The sequence below is a fragment of the Mycobacterium sp. genome (genome assembly GCF_049281135.1).
Classification (GTDB): Bacteria; Actinomycetota; Actinomycetes; order Mycobacteriales; family Mycobacteriaceae; genus Mycobacterium.
In genome coordinates, this window is the sequence record NZ_JBAPRN010000480.1 from 1 (window position 1) to 15,262 (window position 15,262).

Sequence of the window (15,262 nt, forward strand, 5' to 3'; positions counted from 1 at the left end):
GGACAGTCCTGCGAGTCGTGGCATCACGGTCTCCTTCAAGCGTCGCGGCGGTGTCACTTACCTCGACACCGGGCCGCACGGAAACGTGACCGGCAGGCGCTAGGCCTGGTCGGCGTGCATGGTGACCGCATCCAGATCGAGCAACCGCGCGTGCAGAACGGTGCGATTTCGTAGCGCCGCGCGCACCGCCCGATGCAGGCCGTCTTCCAGGTAGCAGATGCCTTTCCACTTCACGGCGTGCGGGAAGAGATCGCCGTAGAACGTGGAGTCCTCGGAGAGCAGGCGATCCAGCGCCAGCACCGTCGTGGTGGTGACCAATTCGTCGAGCCGGATCTGTCGCGGGGGAATCCGCGACCAGTCCCGGTAGGACAAGCCGTGCTCTGGGTACGGCTTGCCCTCGCGCACACCCTTGAAGATCATCCGCCGCTCGTCTCCGGCGCGGACCTCCCCGATGCGGCCATGCAGGACAGGCTATCGCGGCGGGTGTGACGTGCGCTGGGCAGTAGTTGCTGGTGATCCCCGTAAACTGGTCGGGATAGGAGGGACGATCGAAGATGGGAACTGCCGACGAGCGCCGCTTTCAGGTGCTGCGCGCGATCGTCGCCGACTTCGTCGCCACCAAAGAGCCGATCGGCTCCAAGTCGCTGGTGGACCGGCACAACCTCGGCGTCTCGTCCGCGACGGTGCGCAACGATATGGCCGTCCTCGAGGCCGAGGGCTACATCACTCAGCCGCACACCAGCTCCGGTCGGGTACCGACGGAAAAGGGCTACCGCGAGTTCGTCGACCGGCTCGACGACGTCAAGCCACTGTCGGGGCCTGAGCGGCGTGCCATCCAGAGCTTTCTGGAGTCCGGTGTCGACCTCGACGACGTGCTGCGGCGTGCGGTGCGGCTACTGGCCCAATTGACCCGTCAGGTCGCCATCGTCCAATACCCGACGTTGTCGACGTCGACGGTGCGGCACCTGGAAGTCATCGCGCTGACCCCGGCCCGGCTGCTGATGGTGGTGATCACCGACACCGGCCGGGTGGATCAGCGTGTCGTCGAGCTCGGCGATGTCATCGACGAGCACCAGCTGTCCCAGCTGCGCGAGATGCTCGGGCAGGCGCTGGACGGCAAAAAGCTCTCCGCGGCGTCCGTCGCCGTCGCTGACCTGGCCGCCCAGCTCGAGGGGCGCAGCGGCCAGTCCAAGAGCCTCAGCGATGCGGTCGGCCGCTCGGCGACGGTGCTGCTCGAGTCGCTGGTCGAGCACACCGAAGAGCGGCTGCTGCTGGGCGGCACCGCCAACCTGACCCGCAACACCGCCGACTTCGGCGGTTCGCTGCGATCCATCCTGGAAGCGCTCGAAGAACAGGTCGTCGTCCTGCGGCTGCTGGCCGCCCAGCAACAGTCCGGCAAGGTCACCGTGCGCATCGGGCACGAAACCGAGGCCGAGCAGATGATGGGCACTTCGGTGGTGTCCACCACCTACGGCACCCTCGACACCGTCTACGGCGGCATGGGTGTGCTCGGGCCTACCCGAATGGACTATCCGGGAACTATCGCTAGTGTCGCGGCAGTTGCGATGTACATCGGCGAAGTGCTGGGTACGCGATGACGGCGCATTCCAGGCACAATTCATTGGTGGCCGTTGTTGTGCGGCCGAACAAGGCCTAAGGCCCAAGGAAGGTCAAGCGTGGCACGCGACTATTACGCTCTGCTCGGCGTGGGCAGGAACGCGAGCGACTCGGAGATCAAGCGCGCGTACCGCAAGCTTGCCCGCGAGCTGCATCCCGACGTCAACCCCGACGAGGTCGCCCAGGCGAAGTTCAAGGAGATCAGCGTCGCCTACGAGGTGCTGTCCGACCCGGACAAGCGGCGCATCGTCGACATGGGCGGCGACCCGCTGGAAAACGCCGCGGCGGCCGGAGGTGGCTTCGCGGGCTTCGGTGGTTTGGGAGACGTCTTCGAGGCTTTCTTCGGCGGCGGCGCGACATCACGCGGCCCGATCGGGCGGGTCCGGGCGGGCTCGGACTCGCTGCTGCGGATGCGACTGGACCTGACCGACTGCGCGACCGGCGTCAGCAAGCAGGTCACCGTCGACACCGCGGTGCTCTGCGATCGATGCCAAGGCCGCGGTACCAACGGCAACTCGGCGCCGATTGCGTGTGACACGTGTGGCGGTCGCGGCGAGGTGCAAACCGTGCAGCGCTCGTTGCTCGGCCAGGTGATGACCGCGCGGCCGTGCCCGACCTGCCGCGGCGTCGGCGAAGTCATCCCGGACCCGTGCCACCAGTGCGGCGGCGACGGGCGGGTGCAGGCTCGCCGGGAGATCACCGTCAAGATCCCCGCGGGCGTCGGCGACGGAATGCGGGTCCGGCTCGCCTCCCAAGGCGAGGTCGGGCCCGGCGGGGGACCGGCAGGCGACCTCTACGTCGAGATTCACGAACAGCCGCACGACATCTTCGTCCGCGACGGCGACGATCTGCACTGCACGATCTCGGTGCCGATGGTCGACGCGGCGCTGGGCACCACAGTCACCGTGGACGCCATCCTCGACGGCCTGACCGAGATCACCATCCCGGCGGGCACCCAGCCCAGTTCGGTGACTACCCGCCGCGGCCACGGGATGCCGCATCTGCGTTCGGGTGCGCGCGGCGATCTGCATGTGCACATCGACGTGGTGGTCCCGGATCGACTGGACCACAACGACGCCGAACTGCTGCGGGAATTCAAGAGCCGCCGCGGCCGTGACGTGGCCGAGGTTCGATCGACGCACGCGGCTGCCACCAACGGCGGATTGTTCAGCCGGCTGCGTGAAACCTTCACCGGGCGCTAATTGCCTGGCCTGTTCTACATCGACGCGCTGCCCGACACCGGTGAGCTGGCCGTCGTCGACGGCGACGAAGGCTTCCACGCCGCCACCGTGCGACGCATCCGTGAGGGTGAGGAGCTGATGCTCGGCGACGGCGTCGGCGGCCTGGCCCGCTGCGTCGTCGAGCAGACCGGCCGCGACGGTCTGCGGGCCAGGGTGGTAAAGCGTTGGCAGGTGTCGCCGGTCCAGCCACCGGTGACGGTCGTCCAGGCGCTGCCGAAATCCGAGCGTTCCGAGCTGGCCATCGAGCTGGCCACCGAAGCCGGCGTCGACTCGCTGGTGGCCTGGCAGGCCGCACGCTGTGTGGCCCGTTGGGACGGCGCCCGCGCCGACAAGGGTCTGCGGCGCTGGCGCGCGGTCGCACGCGCCGCCGCGCAACAATCCCGTCGCGCGTACATCCCCTCGGTCGACGGCGTGCTGTCGACTGGTGCACTGACCCAGCGGATCGGTGACGAGGTGGCCTCCGGCGGCACGGTGCTGGCACTGCACGAGTCTGCCGATGGACCGTTGACGGATCTGCATTTGGCGCAGGCGAAGTCGGTGACGCTGGTGGTGGGCCCCGAGGGCGGCATCGCTCCGGACGAGTTGGCCGGGTTCGCGGCTGCGGGCGCCATCGCCGTTCGGCTGGGCCCGACGGTGCTGCGTACCTCGACCGCGGCGGCCGTCGCATTGGGCGCACTGGGCGTGTTGACGCCGCGGTGGGATCACCCCGAATGATGGCCCGTCAGGCGCCGAGATCGACGCCAGCGTGACGCGTTCTCGACTTTCTCCGCGCTAGCGTCGATCTCGACGACGCATTGCTGAGCTTTAACCGCGGGGGGTAGATCTGCTGGCGGCGTTTCGGGCAGTGCTCGGTCTGGTGATGGGTAGCGCACAGGCGGAACTGGCCGGCCCGTTGGCCGGCTCCGAGCGAAACGCCGAACAGGTCGCCGTGGCCTCGCGGATCGGTCGGCTGGCCAGCGTCGAGCACCCGCTGCTTGCGGCCCTTGCCGTCACCAGCCAGCACTCCAATGCCGCTGCGGATTTCGAGCGGGCCGTCGACATGCTGCTGGCCGGTGTGCAGTCCCGGCTAACCGGTGGCCAACCGTTGGGCTCGTCAACCGACCGGCGGTAGACTTGGGACCGCTAACCCGCTGGATACACCACAGAGAGCAGGCATTAGGACGCACGTGACGCCTCGCGAAACCAACGCTGCCGGCCCGTTCACCTCTCCGGTTCGCAGCAGCATCGATGTTCCGCCCGACCTCGTCATGGGCCTGCTCGGTTCCGCAGACGAAAACCTGCGCGCCCTCGAACGACTCCTGGCCGCGGATCTGCATGTGCGCGGCAACGCCGTGACGCTGTCCGGCGAGCCCGCTGACGTTGCGCTCGCCGAGCGGGCGCTCTCCGAACTGGTGGCGATCGTGGCGGGCGGCCAGCCGCTCACCCCGGAAGGGGTGCGGCACAGCGTCGCGATGCTTGTCGGCACCGGCAACGAGTCACCGGCCGAGGTTTTGACCCTGGACATCTTGTCCCGTCGTGGCAAGACCATTCGGCCCAAGACGCTCAATCAGAAGCGTTACGTCGACGCCATCGACGCCCACACCATCGTGTTCGGGATCGGCCCGGCCGGAACCGGGAAGACCTACCTGGCCATGGCCAAGGCGGTCAGTGCACTACAGGCCAAGCAGGTCACCCGCATCATCCTGACCCGGCCGGCGGTGGAAGCCGGTGAGCGACTTGGCTTTCTGCCGGGCACGCTGAGCGAGAAAATCGACCCGTACCTTCGTCCGCTCTACGACGCCCTGCACGACATGATGGATCCCGAAATGATCCCGAAGCTGATGTCTGCCGGGGTGATCGAGGTTGCGCCGCTGGCCTATATGCGGGGTAGGACCCTGAACGACGCATTCATCATCCTCGACGAAGCTCAGAACACCACTGCCGAACAGATGAAGATGTTTCTGACTCGGTTAGGATTCGGCTCCAAAGTCGTTGTCACCGGTGATATTACGCAGATCGACCTGCCGGGGCCCGGCAGGTCGGGGCTACGCGCGGCGGTCGATATCCTGGACGGCATCGACGACATTCACGTCGCGGAGTTGACCAGTGCCGACGTGGTCCGCCATCGGCTGGTCTCCGAGATCGTCGATGCCTACGCGCGACACGAGGAGCCCGGGCTGCGGTTGAACCGGGCCGAGCGACGCGCCCCGAGCGCACGCAGCCGTCGGTGACAACGTCATGACCCGCGCCGACGGCCCGACTGTGCGTCGCGAGAACGACGCTACTGAGGAGGAGCGGCTCCAGTGACCATCGAAGTAGCCAACGAATCCGGAATCGACGTCTCTGAATCCGAATTGATCAGCGTCGCAAGGTTCGTCATCGATCAGATGGAAGTCAACCCAGCGGCCGAGCTGTCGATGGTGCTGTTGGACATGGCGGCGATGGCTGACCTACACATGCGCTGGATGGATTTGCCGGGCCCGACCGACGTGATGAGCTTCCCGATGGACGAGCTGGAGCCGGGTGGTCGTCCCGACGCACCGGAGCCGGGACCGGCGATGCTCGGCGACATCGTGCTGTGTCCCGAATTCGTCGCAATACAGGCCGACACCGCCGGACACACTCTGGGGCATGAGCTGGCGCTGCTGACAATCCACGGCTTGCTGCATCTGCTGGGCTACGACCACGCCGAGCCGGACGAGGCCAAAGAGATGTTCGCCTTGCAGCACCGCCTGCTCGAGGAGTGGGTCGCCGACCAAGTCGAGCACTACCATGAGCAGCGACAGCACGATCGCGACCAGCGGTTGCTAGACAAATCAAGGTATTTCGAGAATTGAACAGCACCGCGTCGCTGCTCGGTGCGATCGTGCTGATCTCTCTGGGCAGCGTGTTCGCGGCCATCGACGCCTCGATCAGCACGGTGTCGATGGCGCGGGTGCAAGAGCTGGTTCGCGACGAGCGGCCCGGTGCGGTGCGATTGGCCAAGGTGATGACCGATCGCCCTCGGTACATCAACCTGGTGGTGCTGCTGCGGATCGTCTGCGAGATCAGCGCCACGGTGCTGCTCGCGCAGTTTTTCTACCGTGCGGTCAGCCGCGAATGGGGGCTGTTCATCGCCGCAGTCGTCATGGTGGTGATCAGCTTCGTCGTCATCGGCGTCGGTCCGCGGACACTCGGTCGCCAGAACGCCTACTCTATTGCCCTGGTGTCAGCCCTACCGCTGCAGGTGATTTCGGTATTGCTGACCCCGATCAGCCGGATCCTGGTCGTGCTCGGAAACATGCTGACCCCCGGCCGGGGCTTCCGTAACGGGCCGTTCGCGTCCGAGATCGAGTTGCGCGAAGTCGTCGACCTGGCGCAGCAACGCGGTGTGGTCGCCGCCGACGAGCGGCGAATGATCCAGTCTGTGTTCGAGCTCGGCGATACGCCGGCCCGTGAGGTGATGGTGCCGCGCACCGAGATGATCTGGATTGAAAGCGACAAATCCGCGGATCAAGCAACGTCGGTCGCGGTGCGCAGCGGGCACTCCCGGATCCCGGTCATCGGTGAGAACGTCGACGACGTGGTCGGCGTGGTGTACCTGAAAGACTGTGTCCAGCAGGCTTATTACTCGTCAGCCGGTGGTCGCGACACCACTGTGACGGAGGTGATGCGACCGGCGGTGTTCGTGCCGGACTCCAAGCCGCTGGATGAGTTGCTGCGGGAAATGCAGCGCGACCGCAACCACATGACGTTGCTGGTCGACGAATACGGCGCGATCGCCGGGCTGGTGACGATCGAGGACGTACTGGAAGAGATCGTCGGTGAAATCGCCGACGAATACGACGCCGCCGAGGTCGCACCCGTGGAAGAGCTGGGCGACAACCGGTTTCGGGTATCAGCGCGTCTGCCGATCGAAGATGTCGGCGATCTGTACGGCGTGGAATTCGAGGAGGATCTCGACGTCGACACCGTCGGTGGGCTGCTGGCCCTGGAGCTGGGACGCGTTCCGCTACCCGGCTCCGAGGTGGTATCGCACGGGCTGCTGCTACATGCCGAGGGCGGGCCTGACCACCGCGGGCGGGTCCGCATCGGCACCGTGCTGCTCAGCCGCGCGGAGGAGGTGGGTGCGGAGAATGACTGAATTCCGTTCCGGCTTTGTCTGTTTCGTGGGGCGGCCGAACACCGGGAAATCGACCTTGACCAACGCGCTGGTCGGCTCGAAAGTGGCGATCACGTCGAGCCGGCCGCAGACCACCCGGCACGCGATTCGGGGTATCGTGCACCGGGATGATTTCCAGATCGTCCTGGTCGACACGCCGGGGCTGCATCGGCCGCGCACCCTGCTGGGCAAGCGGCTCAACGACTTGGTCCGCGACACCTACAGCGAAGTCGACGCCATCGGCTTGTGCATCCCGGCAGACGAGGCGATCGGCCCGGGGGACAGGTGGATCGTCGAGCAGATCCGATCCAGTGCGCCCAGAACAATATTGGTCGCCGTTGTCACCAAGATCGACAAGGTTCCCAAAGATCAGCTGGCTGCCCAGCTCGTCGCGGTCAGCGAACTGGTCGGCGACGCAGCAGAGATCGTTCCTGTCTCGGCGGCGACCGGCGAGCAAGTCGACGTGCTCATCAACGTGTTGGTTGCCGCGCTGCCGCCCGGACCGCCGTATTACCCCGACGGAGAGCTCACCGACGAACCCGAAGAAGTTCTGATGGCCGAGTTCATCCGGGAAGCCGCCCTGGAAGGCGTGCGCGATGAGTTGCCGCATTCGCTGGCGGTGGTGATCGACGAGGTGAATCCCCGCGAGGGACGCGACGACCTGATCGACGTGCACGCCGTGCTGTTCGTCGAGCGGGACAGCCAGAAGGGCATCGTGATCGGCAAGGGCGGGGCGCGGCTGCGTGAAGTGGGTACCGCCGCACGCACGCAGATCGAGAAGCTGCTGGGCACCAAGGTTTATCTCGACCTGCGCGTCAAGGTTGCCAAGAACTGGCAGCGCGACCCTAAACAGCTTGGAAGACTTGGCTTTTGAGGGAGATAACGCGAGCTATCGGAGCGCTTCGGTCTCGGTGTTCCACCAGACGTCCGGCTGCTTTGACGCCCAGCCGCCCAGCGCTTCCAGCTCGGCCGCCAGCGACACCAACAGTGGTTCGCTGTTGGCCGGGCCCATCAGTTGCACGCCGATCGGCAAGCCTTCGGACGTGAAGCCCGCCGGGACATTGATGGACGGCCAGCCCAACACATTCCACGGCCAGGTCACCGGGCAGGCGGCGATCATCGCGCGATCGGTGCCCAGGCCGCTGAGCCGGTCGAAGGCATGCACCGGCAGCGGAGGCAGCGCGGTCGTCGGCGCCAAAACGACATCCACGATGCGGAAGATCGAGCCCACCCGGCGCTGATCGGCGGCTTCATGCGCACGGGCCGCGCGCAATATCTTTTGTGAAAGCACCCGGCCGATCCGCATGTTGGAAAGCGTCCGGTGATCCCACTCCACACCGTCACCCAACCGCTCGGCCCAGTCGAGCAGCCCGGATGTGGACCGCGACAAGAAGTTCCATGACAGCCGCAGCCCGTAGTCGGGATTACCCGAGACGACGCTGTGGCCGAGCAGTCGAAGCTGGTCGCCCGTCGATTCCAGCGCCGCCTTGATCTCCGGGTGCAGGCGGGCCCTAAAAGCGGTGTACGGGAACCCGGTTGACACCGCGATGCGAAGGGGACCCGGTGCGATGCCGACATGGTCGGACACCTTGACCGGTCGCGGCTTGTGCAGGTCGCCGTCGACGTTGCCGGATGCCGCGTCGAGCACCAGCGCCGCGTCGGCGACCGTGCGGGCCAGCACGCCGTTGACAGTGATTCCGTTGAATGCCTCGCGCAGCGGCCACGTCGAGATGCGGCCGCGCTGGGGTTTGATGCCGACGAGGTGGGTCCAGGCCGCCGGGATACGAACGCTGCCCGCGCCGTCCGAGCCGATCGCGGCCGTGACCAGTCCGGCGGCCACCGCAGCCGCGCTACCCCCGGAAGATCCGCCCGGTGTGTGCCTGCGTGACCACGGGTTGCGGGTATGGCCGAAGCCAGGTCCGCTGGTGAACGGCCACTGGCCCAGTTCGCAGGCGTTGGTCTTGCCGACGATCACGGCGCCGGCGGCCTTGAGGCGACGCACCACCTCGGCGTCCTGGGTGGCCGGCTGCACATACCCGGAGGTGCCGAAGGCGGTTGGTTGCCCGGCGACGTCGACGTCGTCTTTGACCGCGATCGGCACGCCCAACAGCGGTGACTGGTCGCCGGCGGCGCGCCGGCGGTCGGCCTCGGCGGCGTCGGCCAGCGCCGTCTCGGTGAGCACCACCCGGAAGGCGTTCAGCGTCGATTGGCTGAGGCCGATGGCGCGCAGCGAGTGACGCACCAGCTCGGCAGAGGTCGCCTCACCGCTGGCCAGCTGGTAGAGCTGGTCGGTCAACGTCGGAAAGCGGCGATTGGGGGAGTTACTCATCGGTATCGACATTATCGGCGCGTGCGCCGGGTGCCGTTGCAACGTGGTGACAAACTGATATCTATGCGGCTGTACCGGGATCGAGCGGTGGTGTTGCGCCAGCACAAGCTCGGCGAAGCCGACCGGATCGTCACTCTGCTCACCCGCGACCACGGGTTGGTCCGCGCGGTGGCCAAGGGTGTGCGCCGTACTCGCAGCAAATTCGGCGCGCGACTCGAACCGTTCGCGCATATCGACGTACAACTGCACCCGGGCCGCAACCTGGACATCGTCACGCAGGTCGTCTCGCTTGACGCGTTCGCCACCGACATCGTCAGCGACTACGGCCGCTACACCAGCGCGTGCGCGATGCTGGAAACTGCCGAGCGCCTGGCCGGCGAGGAGCGGGCACCCGCCCCGGAGCTACATCAGCTCACGGTTGGTGCGCTGCGGGCGGTGGCCGACGGCAGCCGACCCCGCGAGCTGGTGCTCGATGCGTATCTGCTGCGTGCGATGAGCATCGCCGGGTGGGCCCCGGCGCTGACCGAATGCGCGCGCTGTGCGACGCCGGGCCCGCACCGGGCGTTTCATGTCGCCGCGGGTGGCAGCGTGTGCAACTACTGCCGCCCGGCCGGTGCGACGACACCGCCGCTGGGCGTGCTGGATCTGATGGCAGCGCTGCGCGACGGCGATTGGGAAGCCGCGGAGGGTGCGCCGCAATCTGCCCACAGTCAGGTCAGCGGATTGGTGGCCGCTCACCTGCAATGGCATCTGGAGCGGCAACTGCGAACACTGCCGTTGGTCGAGCGGAGGCCGCCTGGCGATCCGATGGATCGCATAGATCGCAGCCTCCTCGACCGCCGGGTAGCTCTGGTCAGGCAGGATGTGGCCCATGGAGACGAGCCGGGTGAGCCGCTCAGAGCGGAGGGCTGAGCGCAGGCGGAAGTCCGACTTCCCGCAGCTTGCCCCGGCACCCGACGACTATCCGGTTTTCCCTGACACGTCCACATGGCCGGTGGTTTTCCCCGCGTTGCCGCGCTCACCCGACGGCGGCCCCCGCCGGCCACCACAGCACATCTCCAAAGCGGCCGCACCGCGGATCCCCGTCGAGCAGTTGCCCAACCACGTCGCGATCGTGATGGACGGCAACGGCCGTTGGGCCACCCAGCGTGGGCTGACACGAGTTGAGGGCCACAAGATGGGCGAGGCGGTCGTCATCGACATCGTCTGCGGTGCAATCGAAATGGGCATCAAGTGGCTCAGCCTCTACGCGTTCTCCACCGAGAACTGGAAGCGCTCCGCCGACGAAGTCCGGTTCCTGATGGGATTCAACCGCGACGTGGTGCGCCGTCGCCGAGTGAACCTCAACGAGATGGGCGTCAAGATCCGTTGGGTGGGCTCGCGGCCACGCCTGTGGCGCAGCGTGATCAACGAGTTGGCGATCGCGGAGGAGATGACCCTGCACAACGACGTGATCACGGTGAATTACTGCGTCAACTACGGGGGTCGCACCGAAATTGCCGAAGCTGCAAGGGATATTGCGCGCGAGGCCGCGGCGGGCAGGCTGAACCCCGAACGGGTCACCGAGGCGACCGTCGCCCGGCACTTGCATCGCCCCGACATTCCCGACGTGGATCTGTTGCTGCGGACTTCCGGTGAACAGCGGACCAGTAACTTCATGCTGTGGCAGGCCGCCTACGCGGAGTACATCTTTCAGGACACCCTCTGGCCCGACTACGACCGCCGCGACCTCTGGGCGGCCTGCGAAGAGTACGCGTTGCGGCATCGACGTTTCGGGACGGCGTGATGGGTAACCCGCGTGAGCACGGCGAGGGACTTGCCTTTTTGCCCGCCTTCGAGCGACTTTCGACCGTCGCGCGGCCAGTTGTCGCTCAGAGGCGGGCACATCGCACCCCGTCTCCTCTGCGAAGAATGGGTCCACTCTGATGCCGTCATTGCAGGAGCGGTTGCTGACGGTGCTCTCCGAAGTGCTGCCAGTCGAGGAGGAATCCGACGGAGCGCTGACCGTGCACCATGGCGGGACGATCGCGTCGCTGCGGGTGGTGACGATCAACGAGGACCTCGATCTGGTGTCGCTGACGCAGATGGTGGCGTGGGATCTCGTGTTGACCAAGAAGATCCGCGACAGTGTGGCCGAGCAGTCGAACTCCACCCTGCTGGGATCGGTGGCGTTGGTGGAGAAGGCCGCCGACGGGCCGGCCAAACGTAATTCCGGCAAGGCCGCGGACGTCGTGTTGCGCTACAACTTTCCGGGCAACGGCCTCAACGACGAGGCGCTGCGCACGCTGGCGTTGATGGTGCTCGACAAGGGCGCCGAAATCCGGCGCGCGGTAACGGCATAGCGCCGCGTCAGCGGCGGCAGTCCGAGCAGGTGCCGTAGATCTCGATGGTGTGGCTGACGTCGGAGAACCCGTGCTTGGTCGCTATCTCGGCCGCCCACGCCTCGACCTCACGATCGCCCACCTCCACCGTCGACCCGCAACTGCGGCACACCAGGTGGTGGTGATGGTGTTCGGAGCAGCGCCGGTAGACCGATTCACCGGTGTCGTTGCGCAGCGTGTCGAGCATGCCCGCACCGGCCATCGACTGCAGCGTGCGGTAGACGGTGGTCAGCCCGATGTTCTCGCCACGCCGGCGCAGCTCGTCGTGGAGCTCTTGAGCCGAACGGAAATCGTCCAGGGTGTCCAGCAGGCTCGCGATCGCAGCCCGCTGACGAGTCGACCGCACACCGGCCTTGGTTTCGTCCGCTGCGGCGCTCATCGGCGCCGCTCCTCAGCATCGCTGCGCGCTGCATCGTTGCCGGCGTGGCTCACGGCTTGTCCTCGCCCGCGTGCGCGACGGCGTCGACCACGATGTGGGCCAGATGGTGATCAGCCAGCCGGTACAGCACCTCGCGACCTGACCGCTCGCCGGCGACCACACCCGCGGCTTTGAGAATCTTCAGGTGCTGGCTGACCAGCGGCTGCGGCACCCCGAGCGCATCGACCAGCTCGTGGACGCAGCGCTGGGACACGTGCAGCTGCAGCACGATTGCGATACGCACCGGTGCGGCCAGCGCGCGCAGCAGCTCGCCGGCAGCGTCGAGAATCTCGCGCGGCGGTGGCGGTGGCAGCTCGGCGGAGTCGCTGTGCTGGTGCTCGACGACCAGCTCTTCGCCATCGGCTGCGGTCGAGGATGAGAGGGACATACTGCCTCCACTGTCACATGCATGATCACGCATGTCAAAGAGCCCGGAGTGGATCGCTAGGATGACGGATCGTCCGCCTTTCCCAACATCAGGAGATATCACCTCGTGGCGTCCGTCATCGACACCGTCGTCAACCTCGCCAAACGGCGTGGCCTGGTCTATCCCGCTGGCGAGATCTACGGCGGGACCAAATCGGCATGGGACTACGGGCCGTTGGGCGTGGAACTCAAAGAGAACATCAAAAGGCAGTGGTGGCGCGCCGTGGTGACCGGCCGCGACGACGTCGTGGGCCTGGACTCGTCGATCATCCTGCCGCGCGAGGTGTGGGTTGCCTCGGGACATGTCGAGGTCTTCCACGACCCACTGGTGGAATGCCTGAACTGCCATAAGCGGCACCGCCAGGACCACATGCAGGAGGCCTATGCACTCAAGAAGGGCAAGGGCGAGGCGGCCGTCGAGCCCGACTCAGTGCCGATGAGCGAGATCGTCTGCCCCGACTGCGGCACCAAAGGTCAGTGGACCGAACCGCGCGAATTCAACATGATGCTCAAGACGTATCTCGGTCCGATCGAGACCGAAGAGGGGCTGCACTATCTGCGGCCCGAGACCGCGCAGGGCATCTTCGTGAACTTCGCCAACGTGGTGACGACCGCACGCTGCAAGCCGCCGTTCGGCATTGGCCAGATCGGCAAGAGCTTCCGCAACGAGATCACGCCAGGAAATTTCATCTTCCGCACCCGAGAGTTCGAGCAGATGGAGATGGAGTTCTTCGTCGAGCCCGCGACCGCCACCGAGTGGCACCAGTATTGGATCGACACCAGGTTCGCCTGGTACACCGACCTCGGCATCGATCCAGAGAACCTGCGGCTGTATGAGCACCCCAAAGAGAAGTTGTCGCACTACTCCGACCGCACCGTCGATATTGAGTACAAGTTCGGCTTCTCAGGTAACCCGTGGGGTGAGCTGGAGGGGGTCGCCAACCGCACTGACTTCGACTTGTCCACGCACTCAAAGCATTCCGGTGTCGACCTGTCGTTCTACGACCAGGCCAACGAAACTCGCTATACGCCTTACGTGATCGAACCGGCGGCGGGGTTGACCCGTTCGTTCATGGCGTTTTTGGTCGACGCCTATCACGAGGACGAGGCGCCCAACGCCAAAGGCGGGGTGGACAAACGGACCGTGTTGCGGCTGGACCCCCGATTGGCGCCGGTGAAGGCCGCGGTGCTGCCGCTGTCCCGGCACGCCGACCTGAGCCCCAAAGCCCGCGACCTGGCTGCCGAGTTGCGCAAGTGCTGGAACGTCGATTTCGACGACGCCGGTGCGATCGGGCGGCGTTACCGACGTCAGGATGAGATCGGCACGCCCTATTGCGTGACACTGGATTTCGACTCGCTCGACGACCACGCCGTGACGATCCGGGAGCGGGACGCCATGACGCAGGAGCGGGTGGCGATCGACGCGGTGTCCGAGTACCTGGGTTCGCGGCTGCGGGGTTGTTAGCCTGCCGAGCGTGGGGATAAGCGAAACTCGTCTAACGAATTTCGGAAAAACCCTTCCCCTATTGCTCACATGATCAATATGATGAGTGCGTCGACGCGGCGGCTCACTAGGGCGTGGTGAGCTGCCGCGTCCACCATTTTGGCAGTTGTCGCCGTCAGAACCGGCCGCCGCCTCCCATGAACCCGCCGTCGGATCCGGAGCCGCCGAATGACGTCGGGCCCCAACCGCCGCCGAACCCACCGCCGCCGAACCCGCCGCCACCGAGCAGGTCGCCGATGATGATCCCGCCCATCATCGCGCCGGTCTGGTTGCCGCCGCCGTAGCGGGAGGTGTACGCGCGCTGCGCGGACTGGACGTCGGCCTCGGCCAGCGACTGGGCCTGCGCCGCCAGTGATGCGGCGTTGTTGGCGTGGGTGATCGCCTCGCTGAGGTCGCTCGCTTTTTTATCCTGCGCCGCTTCGATCTGGCGACACGCCTCGGCAAGCCGGGTACGTGCCTCGGGTCCGATGCTGCCGCGGCGGTTGTCGATGTACTCGGACACGGCGTGTACCCGCGACTGCGCGGTGAACAACGCCTGTTCCAGAGTCCGGGCAAGCCGCTCGGCGGCTGCCTGTTCCTCGGCGACGGTGGCCAGCAGCCCGTTCAAGTCGGCGTCGGCTTTGGTCAATCCGGTGAACGAGGCGAGCGGATCGGACGAACCGTTGGTCCGGGCCAGGTCGAGCGCCTGGGCGGCGGCTGCCCGGGCGCTGGCCAGATCGCGCAGGTGTGGCGCTTTGGCCTGCTGGGCGTTGTGCAGCGCGGCGTTTGCATGCTCGATTCCGGACTGGATGTCGGCGATCAGGGTCGGCAGGGTCGCGACCGCGTGCCGAATGTCGTTGGCGGCGCTGTCCACGGCGTCGAGCAACGAGCGGGCTTGTCCCAGCGACGATTCCGCGGCATGTACCGCGTCGACGAGGCCGCTCTGCTCGCCGCTGACCGGCTTGGCCGCCAGCTCGCGGGCCCGGCCGAGGTTCTGCTCGGCGAAGGCCAGCCGGTCCTTGGCTGTCGTCACGTTGGTGGCCACCGAAGCCAATGCCGCGGAGTCGAACTCGCTGTGCAGCTCGGTCATTCGTTGCTCAGCAGGTGCGATGCGCGCGGTCAGGTCGACGACCTGTTGGGTCAGAGCGTCCAGTCGTGACGGCGCGTTGACCACCAGATCACGCATTTCCTCGAAGGCCTCCCGCTGCGACTCCAGCTCGACATCGGCCCGCGCCGAAGCGACGATC

General features: G+C 66.4%; 16 protein-coding genes and 1 pseudogene. 12 read left to right on the forward strand and 5 right to left on the reverse strand.

Annotation, left to right across the window (positions count from 1 at the left end; all coding sequences use genetic code 11):
- Nucleotides 1-99 precede the first annotated feature (99 nt).
- Complete coding sequence (locus WAN02_RS19220) at nucleotides 100-420, reverse strand: type II toxin-antitoxin system VapB family antitoxin (RefSeq protein WP_422265829.1); 321 nt, start codon at nucleotides 418-420, stop codon at nucleotides 100-102.
- Between the two features lie 134 nt (nucleotides 421-554).
- On the opposite strand from WAN02_RS19220, the gene hrcA reads away from it, so the two are divergent.
- The 8 genes from hrcA (at nucleotide 555) to era (ending at nucleotide 7,852) form a co-directional block, all read left to right on the forward strand.
- Nucleotides 555-1,598 (forward strand): heat-inducible transcriptional repressor HrcA, encoded by a 1,044-nt coding sequence (hrcA, locus tag WAN02_RS19225; protein WP_422265830.1) that lies wholly within the window; start codon nucleotides 555-557, stop codon nucleotides 1,596-1,598.
- A gap of 78 nt (nucleotides 1,599-1,676) precedes the next feature.
- On the forward strand, nucleotides 1,677-2,819 hold the full coding sequence (dnaJ, locus tag WAN02_RS19230; protein WP_422265831.1) for a molecular chaperone DnaJ: 1,143 nt from the start codon (nucleotides 1,677-1,679) through the stop codon (nucleotides 2,817-2,819).
- On the forward strand, nucleotides 2,820-3,572 hold the full coding sequence (locus WAN02_RS19235; protein ID WP_422265832.1) for a 16S rRNA (uracil(1498)-N(3))-methyltransferase: 753 nt from the start codon (nucleotides 2,820-2,822) through the stop codon (nucleotides 3,570-3,572).
- 145 nt (nucleotides 3,573-3,717) lie between these two features.
- Nucleotides 3,718-3,969, forward strand: coding sequence for a hypothetical protein (locus WAN02_RS19240; RefSeq protein ID WP_422265833.1), 252 nt, complete (start codon nucleotides 3,718-3,720; stop codon nucleotides 3,967-3,969).
- Nucleotides 3,970-4,024: 55 nt separating this feature from the next.
- Entirely contained in the window at nucleotides 4,025-5,068 is a 1,044-nt protein-coding gene (locus WAN02_RS19245; protein WP_422265834.1) for a PhoH family protein, read from the forward strand.
- A gap of 72 nt (nucleotides 5,069-5,140) precedes the next feature.
- Nucleotides 5,141-5,674 (forward strand): rRNA maturation RNase YbeY, encoded by a 534-nt coding sequence (gene ybeY / locus WAN02_RS19250; RefSeq protein WP_422265835.1) that lies wholly within the window; start codon nucleotides 5,141-5,143, stop codon nucleotides 5,672-5,674.
- Nucleotides 5,671-6,960, forward strand: coding sequence for a hemolysin family protein (locus tag WAN02_RS19255; RefSeq protein ID WP_422265836.1), 1,290 nt, complete (start codon nucleotides 5,671-5,673; stop codon nucleotides 6,958-6,960). The genes ybeY and WAN02_RS19255 overlap by 4 nt, the downstream gene beginning before the upstream one ends.
- Complete coding sequence (gene era, locus WAN02_RS19260; RefSeq protein WP_422265837.1) at nucleotides 6,953-7,852, forward strand: GTPase Era; 900 nt, start codon at nucleotides 6,953-6,955, stop codon at nucleotides 7,850-7,852. Before WAN02_RS19255 ends, era begins: the two co-directional genes overlap by 8 nt.
- 15 nt (nucleotides 7,853-7,867) lie before the next feature.
- On the opposite strand, the gene WAN02_RS19265 is transcribed toward era, so the two are convergent.
- A complete protein-coding gene (locus WAN02_RS19265) occupies nucleotides 7,868-9,307 on the reverse strand; it encodes an amidase (protein WP_422265838.1) in 1,440 nt (479 codons plus the stop codon).
- Between the two features lie 63 nt (nucleotides 9,308-9,370).
- Between WAN02_RS19265 and recO the strand changes: the two genes are divergently transcribed.
- The 3 genes from recO (at nucleotide 9,371) to WAN02_RS19280 (ending at nucleotide 11,649) form a co-directional block, all read left to right on the forward strand.
- Nucleotides 9,371-10,219, forward strand: a complete 849-nt coding sequence (gene recO / locus WAN02_RS19270) for a DNA repair protein RecO (protein WP_422265839.1) — start codon at nucleotides 9,371-9,373, stop codon at nucleotides 10,217-10,219.
- Nucleotides 10,179-11,093 (forward strand): decaprenyl diphosphate synthase, encoded by a 915-nt coding sequence (locus tag WAN02_RS19275; RefSeq protein ID WP_422265840.1) that lies wholly within the window; start codon nucleotides 10,179-10,181, stop codon nucleotides 11,091-11,093. Before recO ends, WAN02_RS19275 begins: the two co-directional genes overlap by 41 nt.
- Before the next feature lie 139 nt (nucleotides 11,094-11,232).
- A complete protein-coding gene (locus WAN02_RS19280; protein ID WP_422265841.1) occupies nucleotides 11,233-11,649 on the forward strand; it encodes a hypothetical protein in 417 nt (138 codons plus the stop codon).
- 7 nt (nucleotides 11,650-11,656) lie between these two features.
- Here the strand turns inward: WAN02_RS19280 and WAN02_RS19285 are convergent, their stop codons facing one another.
- Both WAN02_RS19285 and WAN02_RS19290 read right to left on the reverse strand, forming a co-directional pair.
- Nucleotides 11,657-12,067, reverse strand: coding sequence for a Fur family transcriptional regulator (locus tag WAN02_RS19285; RefSeq protein ID WP_422265842.1), 411 nt, complete (start codon nucleotides 12,065-12,067; stop codon nucleotides 11,657-11,659).
- Between the two features lie 49 nt (nucleotides 12,068-12,116).
- Nucleotides 12,117-12,494, reverse strand: a complete 378-nt coding sequence (locus WAN02_RS19290) for an ArsR/SmtB family transcription factor (RefSeq protein ID WP_422265843.1) — start codon at nucleotides 12,492-12,494, stop codon at nucleotides 12,117-12,119.
- An 87-nt stretch (nucleotides 12,495-12,581) separates the two neighbouring features.
- On the opposite strand from WAN02_RS19290, the gene WAN02_RS19295 reads away from it, so the two are divergent.
- Nucleotides 12,582-13,997 carry a glycine--tRNA ligase gene (locus tag WAN02_RS19295; RefSeq protein ID WP_422265844.1) on the forward strand — a complete coding sequence of 472 codons (1,416 nt, stop codon included), beginning with the start codon at nucleotides 12,582-12,584 and terminating at the stop codon, nucleotides 13,995-13,997.
- Nucleotides 13,998-14,151: 154 nt separating this feature from the next.
- On the opposite strand, the pseudogene WAN02_RS19300 reads toward WAN02_RS19295, so the two are convergent.
- Nucleotides 14,152-15,262: pseudogene (locus WAN02_RS19300) on the reverse strand (TPM domain-containing protein); the annotation flags it as partial.